Source organism: Acidimicrobiales bacterium (genome assembly GCA_016716005.1).
Taxonomy (GTDB): Bacteria; Actinomycetota; Acidimicrobiia; order Acidimicrobiales; family JADJXE01; genus JADJXE01.
Window position 1 is genome coordinate 3,510,413 of the sequence record JADJXE010000001.1, and the last position, 12,606, is coordinate 3,523,018.

The 12,606-nt window shown below is 72.5% G+C and carries 12 protein-coding genes; 11 read left to right on the plus strand and 1 reads right to left on the minus strand.

The genetic code is table 11. From position 1 onward, the window contains the following. Window positions 1–15: 15 nt before the first annotated feature. Complete coding sequence (gene lspA / locus IPM45_17040) at window positions 16–480, plus strand: signal peptidase II (GenBank protein MBK9181234.1); 465 nt, start codon at window positions 16–18, stop codon at window positions 478–480. Continuing rightward, a complete protein-coding gene (locus IPM45_17045; GenBank protein ID MBK9181235.1) occupies window positions 477–1,409 on the plus strand; it encodes an RluA family pseudouridine synthase in 933 nt (310 codons plus the stop codon). Before lspA ends, IPM45_17045 begins: the two co-directional genes overlap by 4 nt. Before the next feature lie 9 nt (window positions 1,410–1,418). Here IPM45_17045 and IPM45_17050 read toward each other — a convergent pair whose 3' ends face one another. Continuing rightward, complete coding sequence (locus IPM45_17050) at window positions 1,419–1,868, minus strand: Rrf2 family transcriptional regulator (GenBank protein MBK9181236.1); 450 nt, start codon at window positions 1,866–1,868, stop codon at window positions 1,419–1,421. Window positions 1,869–2,056: 188 nt separating this feature from the next. Between IPM45_17050 and IPM45_17055 the strand changes: the two genes are divergently transcribed. The 9 genes from IPM45_17055 (at window position 2,057) to IPM45_17095 (ending at window position 12,602) form a co-directional block, all read left to right on the plus strand. Then, window positions 2,057–3,142, plus strand: a complete 1,086-nt coding sequence (locus tag IPM45_17055; protein MBK9181237.1) for an alkaline phosphatase family protein — start codon at window positions 2,057–2,059, stop codon at window positions 3,140–3,142. Between the two features lie 55 nt (window positions 3,143–3,197). Next, window positions 3,198–3,719: a bacterial proteasome activator family protein gene (locus IPM45_17060; GenBank protein MBK9181238.1), complete on the plus strand. Its 522-nt coding sequence runs from the start codon at window positions 3,198–3,200 to the stop codon at window positions 3,717–3,719. Between the two features lie 5 nt (window positions 3,720–3,724). Next, window positions 3,725–5,005, plus strand: a complete 1,281-nt coding sequence (gene murA / locus IPM45_17065; GenBank protein MBK9181239.1) for a UDP-N-acetylglucosamine 1-carboxyvinyltransferase — start codon at window positions 3,725–3,727, stop codon at window positions 5,003–5,005. 107 nt (window positions 5,006–5,112) lie between these two features. Then, the gene (gene dnaE, locus IPM45_17070; protein ID MBK9181240.1) at window positions 5,113–8,631 is read left to right on the plus strand and encodes a DNA polymerase III subunit alpha; all 3,519 of its coding nucleotides are present in this window, start codon (window positions 5,113–5,115) and stop codon (window positions 8,629–8,631) included. Between the two features lie 165 nt (window positions 8,632–8,796). Next, complete coding sequence (locus IPM45_17075) at window positions 8,797–9,465, plus strand: hypothetical protein (protein ID MBK9181241.1); 669 nt, start codon at window positions 8,797–8,799, stop codon at window positions 9,463–9,465. 35 nt (window positions 9,466–9,500) lie between these two features. After that, complete coding sequence (locus tag IPM45_17080; GenBank protein MBK9181242.1) at window positions 9,501–10,103, plus strand: nitroreductase family protein; 603 nt, start codon at window positions 9,501–9,503, stop codon at window positions 10,101–10,103. A 1-nt stretch (window position 10,104) separates the two neighbouring features. After that, on the plus strand, window positions 10,105–10,896 hold the full coding sequence (locus tag IPM45_17085; protein MBK9181243.1) for a DUF4097 family beta strand repeat protein: 792 nt from the start codon (window positions 10,105–10,107) through the stop codon (window positions 10,894–10,896). Window positions 10,897–10,986: 90 nt separating this feature from the next. Beyond that, on the plus strand, window positions 10,987–11,385 hold the full coding sequence (locus IPM45_17090; GenBank protein ID MBK9181244.1) for an OB-fold domain-containing protein: 399 nt from the start codon (window positions 10,987–10,989) through the stop codon (window positions 11,383–11,385). 11 nt (window positions 11,386–11,396) lie between these two features. Further along, the gene (locus IPM45_17095) at window positions 11,397–12,602 is read left to right on the plus strand and encodes a thiolase family protein (GenBank protein ID MBK9181245.1); all 1,206 of its coding nucleotides are present in this window, start codon (window positions 11,397–11,399) and stop codon (window positions 12,600–12,602) included. The last annotated feature ends 4 nt before the right edge of the window (window positions 12,603–12,606 follow it).

Consider the following 12,606-nt stretch of genomic DNA (forward strand, 5'->3'; position numbering starts at 1 on the left):
TCGTCCCGCCATCGGGTGGCGTTGGTGGCGGGGGTGGCCATCGCCGTCGTGATCGTCGACCAGCTCACCAAGTGGTGGGCGCTCACGGCCCTCGACGACCGGATCGTCTCCGTGGCGTGGACGCTCCGGCTGAACCTGGCCTTCAACAAGGGCAGCGCCTTCGGGCTCGGTCCGGGCCTGGCGCCGTTCATCGCCGTGGCGGCTCTCGCGATCGTGGTGATCCTGCTGCGCTCCGGGCGTCACCGCCAGAGCCTTCCCGGCGCGGTGGCGGTGGGTCTGGTGCTGGGGGGAGCGATCGGCAACCTGCTCGACCGCGCCTTCCGCTCGGGCGACGGCTTCCTGCAGGGCGGCGTGGTCGACTTCATCGATTTCCAGTGGTGGCCCATCTTCAACGTGGCCGACACGGCCATCGTGATCGGTGGGATCCTGCTGGTGCTCGGCGGGCTGCGGGAGCCCGCACCCCCTCCCTCGCCGGGGTGAGCGACCGCCCGGCCGAGGCCGGCGGGCTCCTCCCGCCGGCGCTCGACGATGAGCGCCTCGACCGGGTCGTGGCCTTCCTGGCCGACGTCAGCCGGGCCGAGGCCGCAGCGCTGGTGGCCGGCGGAGCGGTGCTGGTGGATGGCCGCCCGGTGACGACCCGGGCCGCCCGGGTGGCGGCCGGCTCAGAGGTCCGTGTGGCCCTTCCCCCGCGCCACGACCGCCCGGCGGTGGCGCCCGATCCCAGCGTGCTCGTGCCCCTCGTGTACGTCGACGACGAGGTGATCGTGGTGGACAAGCCTGCGGGCCTGGTGGTGCACCCGGGCGCCGGCCACGCTCAGGGGACCCTGGTGCAGGGGCTCCTGGCCCGCTTCCCGGAGCTCGCGGGTGTGGGCGACCCCGACCGTCCAGGGCTGGTCCATCGCCTCGACGTGGGCACCACCGGCCTGCTGGTGGTGGCCCGCACGTCGGCCGCCCATGCCTCGCTGGTCGGCCAGCTGGCCCGACGAGAGGTGACCCGGCGGTACCTCGCCCTGGTGTGGGGGCACCTGACCGAGGCGGCGGGTCTGGTCGATGCCCCGATCGGGCGGGCGCGGCGAGACCCGACCCGCATGGCCGTCTCCAGCCAGGGGCGAGCGGCCCGGACGCGCTACGAGGCGGTGCGGGCCTTCCGTGACCCGGTGGCGGTGAGCCTTCTGTCGTGCCGGCTCGAGACGGGCCGCACGCACCAGATCCGGGTCCACCTGGCCGCCATCGGCCACCCGGTCGTGGGCGACCGTCGCTACGGCGGCCAGCGCGCCAGCCTGCCGGCGCCCCGCCCGCTCCTCCACGCCGCCGAGCTGGCCTTCGACCACCCCCGCACTGGGGAGCGGTGCACGTTCACGGCTCGGGCACCCGCCGACCTCGAGCAGGTGCTCGAGGCGCTCCGCTAGCCCGGCGCCTCACGAGGTGGAGGCGCCCGGCCAGGGTGCCTCGCCCCGGGCCTGGGCCGCGATGTCGGCCAGCGTGAACGAGTCCAGCAGCTCGCGCATGCGTCCCCCGACGGAGGACCAGATGGCCAGGAGCACGCACTGCCCCTCGTGGTCGCAGGCGCCGTCCTGGTGGGGCTCGCCGAAGTCTCCCACGGTGATCGGTCCGTCGACGGCGCTGACGATGGCGCCGAGGGTGATCTCCTCGGGCGGCCTCGCCAGGACGTAGCCGCCCCCCACCCCGCGCTTCGAGCGAACCAGCCCGGCCCCCTTGACGGCGAGGAGGATCTGCTCGAGGTAAGGCTGCGGGAGCCCGGTCCGCTCGGCGATGTCGCGCACCGAGGTGGGTCCGGTCTCCTCCGGGTGCAGCGCGAGCGAGAGCAGCGCTCTGCTCGCGTAGTCCCCCCGGGTCGAGACCTTCACGGGCGTCATGGTAGGGCGGGGTGATCTCGGGGACGGGACCGAGGCCGTGCCGCCCACGCCGCACGGTCCCTGGCCAGCACCGATGCGGCCCGACGTGCGGTAGGGCCGGCGGTGGTGCTGGACTCCTCGAGGCCTGCCGGGCTCCGGCCGGTAGAGGTGGAAAGGGACGATCCGTGGGCGACCACCCGATGCTGCCCGACTACGGCGGCGCCTGCCTGAGCAACGTGGTGCCGGTGCTGCTGGCTCGGGCCCGGGGGCTGCCGGCGTGGGTGCCGCCCGAGCTGGCCGAGGCACGACAGGTGGTGCTGCTGGTGCTCGACGGCCTCGGATGGGAGCAGCTGCGAGCCCGTTCGTCGATGGCCCCGACCCTCGACGCCATGGCCGGCGGTGCGATCTGCACGGTCGTGCCGTCGACCACGGCGACGGCGCTCACGTCGCTGGCGACCGGTCTGCCACCCGGTGAGCACGGCGTCGTCGGCTACCGCATCGACGTGCACGGAGAGGTGCTCAACGTGCTGCGATGGTCGACCCCGGGTGGCGATGCCCGACGGTCGATCCCCCCGGGCGACTTCCAGGCGATCGTGCCGTTCCTCGGCACGCGCGTGCCCGTGGTGACCAAGGCCGAGTTCGAGGGCTCCGGCTTCTCGGCCGCCCACCTGGCCGGGGTCGAGTGGCACGGGTGGCGGGTGCCGTCGACCCTCGTGCTCGAGGTCCGCAAGCTCGTCGCGTCGGGCGAGCCCTTCGTCTACGCCTACTACGAGGGCATCGACAAGGTCGCCCACGAGTACGGCCTCGACGAGCACTACGACAGCGAGCTCGCGTTCGTCGACCGTCTCGTCGGGGACCTGTGCGGGCTCCTCCCGCCCGGTGCGGCCCTGGTCGTGACCTCCGATCACGGCCAGGTGGACGTGGGCGACAACGTCAGGCCGCTGGCTCCCGAGGTTCTGCGCCACTGCGAGCTGCTGTCCGGCGAGGGCCGCTTCCGCTGGCTGCACGCCCTCCCCGGGCACGCCTCCGAGCTGCTCGAGGCGGCCCGTGCCGCCCACGGTGACGAGGCGTGGGTGATGGGGGTGGAGGAGGCCGTGCTGGCCGGGTGGTTCGGGCCGCGGGTCCTGCGGGACGCCGCCGACCGCCTGGGTGACGTGCTGGTCGCGGCTCGCAGCGACGTGTCGTTCGACGATCCGGCCGACACCGGGCCGTACGAGCTGGTGGGCCGCCACGGCTCGCTCACGCCGGCGGAGATGCTCGTGCCGCTCCTGTCCGTCTCCCGCTGACCCCCGCCGAACAGGCGTCTGGCCCCGGGGCTCGGCATCGGGGAGGATCATGGCCATGGCTGATCAACCTGCCGTCGAACACGCCGACCTCGTGGGGCCGGGGGGAGAGCCCATCCACAGCGAGCCGCAGCGGGCCGAGGTCGTGCGAGCCCAGCCGGGGCGCGGGGACACCGAGGCGGTCGAGCAGCCCGGCAAGGTGCTTCGGATCGGCTCCATGATCAAGCAGCTGCTCGACGAGGTGCGCAGCGCTCCCCTCGACGAGCCGAGCCGAGAGCGGCTCCGCGACATCTACGACACCTCGGTCCAGGAGCTCGCCAGCGCCATGTCGCCCGACCTGCGCGACGAGCTGAGCCGCCTGGCGCCGCCCTTCGAAGACGACGCGGTGCCGAGCGAGGCCGAGCTCCGGATCGCCAAGGCCCAGCTGGTCGGCTGGCTCGAGGGGCTGTTCCACGGCATCCAGGCCACGCTCTTCGCCCAGCAGATGTCGGCCCGCCAGCAGCTCGAGGACATGCGGAAGCGCTTGCCGCCGGGGCAGCAGGAGCCGGTCGGCGGCGAGCGGCCGGGGACCTACCTGTGAGCGGGCTGGCCGACGAGCGGGTCACGTACCGGGTGCAGGGCGGTGCCCCCCTCGAGGGAACCGTGTTCGTCCAGGGCGCCAAGAACGCCGTCCTGCCCATGATCGCCGCCGCACTGATGGCCGACAGCGGCCGGACGGTGCTCCGCAACGTGCCGATGATCCGCGACGTGCACGTGGCCGTCGAGATCGCCCGGGCCGTCGGCGCCACCGTCGAGGTCCACCCGGCCGAGCGGGCCCTGGTGATCGACGCCGGCCGGCTCACCTCCAGCGTCCTGCCGGCCGAGCTGACGAACCAGATCCGGGCCTCGGTGCTGTTCATCCCGCCGGTGCTGATGCGCCTCGGCGAGGTGACCCTGGACGGGGTGGGCGGCTGCGACCTCGGCGGGCGCGGCCTCGACTTCCACTACCGGGGCTTCGCGCGTCTGGGGGCGACGGTGCTCGAGGAGGGCGACCGCATCCGGGTCGTCGGGGGGCGGCACCGGGGCACGCACCTCTACCTCGACATGCCGAGCCACACGGGAACCGAGAACCTCATCGCGGCGGCCTGCTGCGCCGAGGGGACGAGCGTCATCGAGAACGCGGCCCTCGAGCCCGAGATCGCCGACTTCGCCCTCTTTCTCAACCGCATGGGGGCCCAGGTGCACGGCGTGGGCACCGGCTTCATCACGGTGGAGGGGGTCGACCGGCTCTGCGCCGTGCAGCACACCGTGCTCCCCGACCGCATCGATGCCGGCGTGCTCGCCATGGCGGTGGCGGCCAGCGGGGGCTCGGCCACGCTGGCCGGGGTGCAGCTGGCCGACCTGGGGATCGCGCGCTGGAAGCTCGAGCAGATGGGGGTCGACCTGGAGGCCGACGGGGCCGTGGTGCGGGTCAGCCGCACCGGCCCGCTCCGGCCCATCAACGTCCTGACCTGGCCCTACCCCGGCTTCGCGACCGACCTCCAGCCGCCCATGATCAGCCTGGCCTGCCTGGCCGACGGGGTGAGCTGGATCCGGGAGATCATCTTCGAGCAGCGCTTCGCGGTCGTGGGCGAGCTGGCCCGGATGGGCGCCGAGATCACCGTGAAGGACGGCGCGGCCGTGGTGCACGGACCTCGGCGCCTCCACGGTGCCGAGGTCCACGCCCATGATCTGCGGGCAGGGGTGGCGCTGGTGCTCGCCGCCCTCATCGCCGACGGGGAGAGCCTCGTGGGCAACGGGGCCATGGTCGAGCGCGGCCACGGCGAGCTGGCGCCGAGGCTCGCGTCCCTGGGTGCCACCATCACCCGGGAGGTCGAGCCGAGGTAGGGCCGATCGCACGGGTGCCGCCACCGCGCTAGGTTGGCGAATCACACGGGTGTAGTTCGTCCACAGGCTGTGGACGAACCCTGGGCGGAGCCGGGAGGGAAGCGGGCGTGGGCGACTCGTTCACCCATCTGCACGTCCACACCGAGTACTCGATGCTCGATGGCGCATCGCGGATCGGCGACCTGGTGGCGGCCGCGGCCGCCGACGGCCAGCCGGCGCTGGGGATCACCGACCACGGCAACATGTACGGGGTCCTCGACTTCTACAAGGCCTGCCGGGACCAGGGCGTCGTCCCCGTCCTCGGCACCGAGGCCTACATGGCCCACGAGCACCGGACCGAGCGGCCGCCCCGACGGGGAAGGGTCGACGACACGGGCGGCGACGTCGAGGGCGGCCAGAAGCTCTACTACCACCTGACGCTGCTCGCCGAGACCGACGCCGGCTACCGGAACCTGATCAAGCTGTCGAGCCTCGCGTACCTCGAGGGCTACTACTACAAGCCCCGGCTCGACTGGGAGCTGCTCGAGCGCCACCACGAGGGGCTCATCGCCTCCACCGGGTGCCTCGGCGGCCACGTGCTGCAGTCGCTGCTGAACGGCGACGAGCGGGGCGCCCTCGAGAAGGCGGGCCGGCTCCAGGACATCTTCGGTCGCGACCACCTCTTCGTCGAGGTGCAGGACCACGGCCTGGCGGCCCAGCGCCGCACCAACCCCCAGCTGGTCGACATCGCCCGCAGGATCCGCGCCCCGCTGCTCGCCACCAACGACAGCCACTACACCAGGCGCGAGGACCATCTGGCCCACGACGCCCTCCTGTGCGTGCAGACGGGCGCGCTCATGTCCGACCCGGATCGCTTCAAGTTCGAGGGCGATCAGCACTACCTGAAGTCGGCGGCCGAGATGCGCTCGCTGTTCGCCGAGCTCCCCGAGGCCTGCGACAACACGCTGTGGGTCGCCGAGCGGGCCCGGGTCACCATCGAGTTCGGCAAGCCCCAGCTGCCGGCGTTCCCGCTGCCGGAGGGCTTCGCCTCCGACGACGACCACCTCCGCCACCTGGCCCTCGACGGGGCCCGCCAGCGGTGGGGCGATCCGCTGCCCCCGGAGGTGGTCGAGCGGCTCGGCTACGAGCTGCGCGTCATCTCGGACATGGGGTTCTCCTCCTACTTCCTCATCGTCTGGGACCTCATCCGCCACGCCCGGGAGCGGGGGATCCGGGTGGGGCCGGGACGAGGGAGCGCCGCCGGCTGCTGCGTCGCCTACTGCCTGCGGATCACCGACCTCGACCCGATCCGGTACGACCTGCTGTTCGAGCGCTTCCTCAACCCCGGCCGCGTCCAGATGCCCGACATCGACATGGACTTCGACGACCGGTACCGGGACGAGATGATCCGGTACGCGGCCGAGCGCTACGGCCGCGACCATGTGGCCCAGATCGTCACCTTCTCCACCATCAAGGCCCGGGCGGCGGTGCGCGACGCGGCACGCGTGCTCGGCTACCCCTACGCGGTCGGCGACCGCATCGCCAAGGCGATGCCCCCGCTCGTGATGGGCCGGGACACGCCGCTGCACGCGTGCTTCGAGTCGCACGCCAAGTTCGAGGACGGGTACAAGGCGGCCGTCGAGCTCCGCGAGATGTACGCCACCGACCCCGACGTCCATCGGGTCGTCGACGTGGCCCGGGGGCTCGAGGGTCTCCGCCGCCAGGATGGGATCCACGCCGCCGCGGTCGTGATCACGCGCGAGCCGCTCACCGAGTACCTGCCCATCCAGCGCAAGCCCGAGTCAGGCGTCGACCCGAACGACGCCCCCATCGTCACCCAGTACGAGATGCACGGGGTCGAGGAGCTCGGCCTGCTGAAGATGGACTTCCTCGGCCTGCGCAACCTCTCGGTGATCGACCAGACCCTCGAGCTGCTCGCGCGGCGGGGCATCAGCCTCGACATCGACCACGTGCCGCTCGACGACGACGGCACCCTCGAGCTGCTCCGCCGAGGCGACTCGATCGGCGTGTTCCAGCTGGAGGGCGGACCGATGCGGGCCCTCATGCGGTCGCTGGCGCCGACGAGCTTCGACGACGTGGCGGCCCTCGTGGCCCTGTACCGCCCCGGCCCCATGGCCGCCAACATGCACAACGACTACGCCGACCGCAAGAACGGACGGAAGCCGATCGCCTACCTGCACCCCGACCTCGAGGAGATCCTGGCCGACACCTACGGCCTGATGATCTACCAGGAGGCGGTCATGCGGGTGGCGCAGAAGTTCGCCGGCTACTCGCTGGCCGAGGCCGACAACCTCCGCAAGGCCTGCGGCAAGAAGATCCGGGAGCTGATCGCCGAGGAGCGCGAGAAGTTCGTCGAGGGGTGCGTGGCCACCGGCTACGGCCGCGACCTCGGCACCAAGCTCTTCGACATCATCGAGCCCTTCGCGGACTACGCGTTCAACAAGAGCCACTCCTACGGGTACGGCTACGTCGCCTACCAGACCGCCTACCTCAAGGCGCACCACCCGGTCGAGTACCTGGCCGCCCTTCTGACGAGCGTGAAGGCGAACCAGGACAAGGCCGCCGTGTACCTGGCCGAGTGCCGGGCCATGGGCATCACGGTGCAGGTGCCCGACGTGAACCGGTCCGACGTCGACTTCACGCCCCAGGACGGCACGATCCTGTTCGGGCTGTCCGCGGTTCGCAACGTGGGCGAGGGCCTCGTGGGCCTGATCCTCGACGAGCGCGACCGGGGTGGGCCGTTCCGCGACTTCCACGACTTCTGCGATCGCGTCGACGTGAGCGTGCTGAACAAGCGGGCGGTCGAGTCGCTCGTCAAGGCTGGTGCCTTCGACTCGCTGGGCCACCCGCGCAAGGGGCTGCTGGCCGCGTTCGAGCAGATCATCGACGTGACGGTCGCGCGGCGTCGGGAGCGCGACCAGGGGATCATGAGCCTGTTCGGCGACGCCTCCGAACCCGACGCCGACAGCGGGTACGACGACCGCATCGGCATTCCCGACGTCGAGTTCGACAAGTCGGCCCGGCTCGCCCTCGAGAAGGAGATGCTGGGCCTCTACGTGAGCGACCATCCGCTGCTGGGCGCCGAGGCCGCGCTCCGCCGCCGCTGCGACGTCACCGTCGCGGAGCTGGCCGACAAGCCCGACGGCGAGGTCGTGCAGGTGGGCGGGGTGGTCACCAGCCTGGCCCGCAAGTACACGCGCAAGGGCGACCTCATGGCGGTGTTCACGCTGGAGGATCTGCAGTCGTCGGTCGAGGTGATGGTCTTCCCCAAGACCATGGCCGAGCAGGGGTTCAAGCTGGTCGACGACGCCGTGGTGATCCTGAAGGCCCGGGTCGACGGCCGCGACGAGCCCCGCAAGCTCATCGCCATGGAGGTGACGCCGTTCGAGCCGATCCCCGACGGGGGGGCGCCCGTGCGGATCAGCCTGCGGCCGGGTGCCCTCGACGAGCACCTGATCGAGGCCCTCAAGCGGCTGATCGTCGAGCACCCCGGCGACGCCACGGTGTTCCTCCACGTGGGCGACACCCAGGTGCTCCGCCTGCCCGAGCAGTACCGCGTCGACGCCAGCAACGGCCTCGTGGCCGAGCTCCGCGTGCTGTTCGGCCCCGAGGCGATCGTGGCCTGACGGGCGCCGGCCGGCGCCCGGAGAGCCCCCGGGCAGAGGAGGTGCCGGTGAGATGGCAGAATGGTGCGCCCGACGTCGCCCCGGCGACGGTCCGGACCCACAACCGACGCCTCTCCGCCGCCGGGTGGACGAGGCCCTCGTCATCGCTTTCGGGGGCAGCAGGGAATGCCGATCGAGGTCGAGACCAAGGACTGCACGTCGCTCAGCGACGCCGAGCTGGCCGACATGGGCGACATCTGCGCGGGCGGCCCCGCACGGTTCGACTTCGGGCTGCTGTCGAAGCAGCAGGAGGAGTGGGTGCTGATCACGCTGGCCCGGGTCGACGGGAAGCTGCACGGGTTCTCGTTCTGCACCCTGGAGCGCATCGGTGGCACCCCGAGCGTGCTGATCGGCCTGGGGTCGGTCAAGCGGTCCTCGAAGCGTGAGTCGGTCCTGCGGGCGATCGTGACCGATCAGCTCCGGCGGGCCGTGCTGGCGTTCCCCGACGAGGACGTGCTCGTCGGGACCCGACTGTCGGGGCCGGGGGGCTTCGAGGTCTACAAGGCGCTGGTCGACGTGGTCCCGAGGCCCGGCCACAAGGCCACGGGCGAGGAGCGGGCCTGGGGCCGGCGGCTGGTGAAGCGCTTCGGCTCCGAGGGCACCTACGACGACCGCACGTTCGTGCTCACCGGCGAGGGCTCGCCGTCGTGCGTGCTCGACCACGAGTCCCTGCGGCCCGAGAAGATCGATGCCGACGTGGTGGCCCTGTTCGACGGCATCCAGCCGGAGCGCGGCGACTGCCTGATCGCGTTCGGCTGGGCGCTGGCCGACGACCTGCTGAAGCTGCAGCCGTAGGCGGCCGCCCGGCGGCGACGAGGGGAGAGCCGCCCGTGGAGTTCACCAGCGTCGTCCGGCACCGGAGGATGGTCCGGAGCTTCGACGGCCGGCCCGTGCCGGCCGGGGTGCTCGACGCCGTCCTCGACGCGGCCAGCCGGGCGCCGTCGGCCGGCAACAGCCAGGGGTACTCCTTCCTGGTGCTCGACGGCCCCGAGCAGACGACCCGCTTCTGGGACGTCACCCTCCCCCCGCAACGGCGGGCCGGGTTCCGCTGGCAGGGGCTGCTCCGGGCGCCGGTGCTGGTGCTGCCGCTGGCCGAGCCCCAGGCCTATCTCGACCGCTACGCGGAGCCCGACAAGGTGGCGAGCGGGCTGGCCGACGAGGCGAGCTGGCCGGTGCCGTACTGGCAGATCGACACCGCCTTCGCCACCATGCTCCTGCTCCTCGCGGCCGTCGACGAGGGCCTCGGCGCGCTCTTCTTCGGGATCTTCCGGGCCGAGGCCGAGCTCCTCTCGTCGCTCGGGGTGCCCGGGGGCGTGCGGCCGATCGGCGCGGTGGCGCTCGGCTGGCCTGCTCCCGACGAGCCGGGCCGTTCGGCCGGCCGGACGCGGAGACCGCTCGACGACGTCGTCCATCGCGGTCGGTGGGGAGGCTGAGGTGCGCAGAGCCCTGTTCGTGGTCGCCGCGGTCGCGGCCGTGGCCCTCGTCGCGTTCGCCCTGCTCCACCGGGACCAGGTGGTGACGACCGTGGTGACCGAGCCGATCGCCGGCGTGGTCGTCGAGACGGGCGCAGGAACCGTGACCGTCGCCGGGTCCGAGCGCACCGACGTGCAGGTGCGGGTGCGGGAGCGTTACCTGTTCGTCCGTCCCGACGTGGAGCTCTCGCTCGAGGGGGGCCAGCTGCGGATGCGGCTGCGATGCCCTCGGCTGGTGCCACTGTGCTCGGCCGACGTCCTCGTCGAGGGTCCGTCGGCGCTGGCGGTCGAGGTGCGGGGCGGCTCCGACGACGTCGCCGTCCGGGGCGTCTCCGGCAGGGTCGACGTCCGCACCGGCCCCGGCGACGTGGAGGCGACCGACATCGACCGGTCGCTGCTGGTTCAGGCCGGCTCGGGCGACGTGTCGGTGCGGGGCCTCGCTGGCGACGCCGAGCTCTCCACCGGTTCCGGCGACCTCATCGGGAGCGACCTGACGTCCCCCTCGTTCTCGGGGTCGGTCGGGTCCGGGCAGGTCACCTTGGCGTTCGTCGCCCCGCCCACCGACGTGGGCGTCCGGGTGGGCGCCGGCGACGTGGAGGTGCGGCTGCCCGGCGGACCCTACGCCGTGGACGCCACGTCGGGGAACGGGCAGGTCGACGTGCGCGTCCCCACGGATCCGGCTGCCCCCGCATCGGTGGCCGTGCGGACGGGGAGCGGTGACGTCGCGGTCCTCGCGGCGGAGGCGGGCGCGTAGCCCCCGGGAGCGGCCATGGCGTGGCCGGTGGGTGGAGCCGGCGTCGTCGCGCGCCGTAGGCTGCGCCCCGTTCTGCGAGGGGGGAGTGCCATGGCCGACCGCGTCCCGATCGTCGACTACCTGGTGCTCGAGGAGCCGCCGTACCTGGTCGCTCACGAGTGCACGGGCTGCGGCGCGCTGTACTTCGACCGGCGAAACGCCTGCGCCAGCTGTGGGGGCCGCCAGTTCGGCTCCCGCCGGCTCGGCGACACCGGCGTGGTCCGGGCCTTCACGATCGTGCACCGGGCCGCACCGGGCGTGCCGGCCCCGTTCGTATCGGCCGTCGTCGACCTGGACGGGGGCGGGATCGTCAAGGCGAACATCGTCGACACCGATCCCACGCCCGAGCGAGTGACCCTGGGGATGCCCGTGCGGCTCGCCACCTTCGTGGCCGGCACGGACGACAACGGCACCGAGGCCGTGGCCTTCGGCTTCGCGCCGGCGGCCTGAGGGGGTTCGGCATGGCTGACAGCGTGTGGCTCATCGGCGTGAGCATGACGAAGTTCATGCGGTACAAGGACAAGGACCTGATCGACCTGGGGAGCGAGGCCGCGCTGGCCGCGCTCGACGACGCCGGCGTGACGATCAGGGACATGGACGTGATGGCCTCCGGGTGCCTCTACGAGGCCAACGCCGGTGTGGGCCAGCGGATCCAGAAGCAGATCGGCCAGACCGGGATCCCGGTGTTCAACGTGGCCAACGCCTGCGCCACCGGCGCCACCGCGCTGCGCACCGTCATCCTGTCGATCAAGGCCGGCGAGGCCGACATGGGCTTGGCCGTCGGCGTCGAGCAGATGGGCAAGATGGGGATGCTCGGCGCGGCCAGCCGGGCTCGCGGCGAGAGCCACGAGTTCACCCCTTCCGGGCGCTACGGGGCGGTCATGGGCGTCGAGGGCATCCTGGGCTCGAACCTCATGCCCGGCACGTTCGCCCTGGCCGGGATGGAGTACGCCTACGAGCACGACGGCGTCGGCTTCGAGCAGTTCGCCAAGGTGGCCGAGAAGAACCACGCCCACTCGGTGCTCAACCCCCTGGCCCAGTACCAGAAGGCCTTCTCCCTGGAGGAGGTCATGGGCGCGGAGATGATCGCCTACCCCAACACCGTCCTGATGTGCTGCCCGACCGGCGACGGCGCCGCCGCCGCCGTGGTGGTCGGCGAGGAGCGGCTGCGGTCGCTGCCCGCCGAGGTGCAGCGGCGGGCGGTGAAGGTGTCGGCGTCGGTGCTCACCTCCGACCCCTACGTCGAGGGCGGGCTCGTGCAGTACGACGTGAACACCCTGACCCGGCAGGCGGCCGACAAGGCGTATGAGCAGGCCGGCGTGGATCCCAAGGACCTCGATCTGGTCGAGCTGCACGACTGCTTCGCCACGGCCGAGCTGCGCCACTACGACAACCTGCGGCTGTGCGAGCCCGGCGGTGCAGGGGAGTGGATCGACAAGCGAGGTCCCTGGCGTGACGGGGAGATCCCGGTGAACGTGTCGGGGGGTCTGCTGTCGAAGGGCCACCCGCTGGGGGCGACCGGCATCGCCAACGTCTACGAGGTGGCCACCCACCTGCGGGGCGAGGCCGGCGACCGCCAGATCGAGGGGGCGAGGGTGGGTCTCACCCACGTGATCGGGCTCGGCTCCGCCTGCGCCATCCACATCCTCGAGAAGCCCGCCGCCTAGCGCG

What these genes read in the sequence shown, in the direction of transcription:
- IPM45_17055 (MBK9181237.1), top strand. Translation starts at nt 2,057, where the DNA reads ATGCTGCCCGACTACGGCGGCGCCTGCCTGAGCAACGTGGTGCCGGTG.
- IPM45_17060 (MBK9181238.1), top strand. Translation starts at nt 3,198, where the DNA reads ATGGCTGATCAACCTGCCGTCGAACACGCCGACCTCGTGGGGCCGGGG.
- IPM45_17075 (MBK9181241.1), top strand. Translation starts at nt 8,797, where the DNA reads ATGCCGATCGAGGTCGAGACCAAGGACTGCACGTCGCTCAGCGACGCC.
- IPM45_17090 (MBK9181244.1), top strand. Translation starts at nt 10,987, where the DNA reads ATGGCCGACCGCGTCCCGATCGTCGACTACCTGGTGCTCGAGGAGCCG.
- IPM45_17095 (MBK9181245.1), top strand. Translation starts at nt 11,397, where the DNA reads ATGGCTGACAGCGTGTGGCTCATCGGCGTGAGCATGACGAAGTTCATG.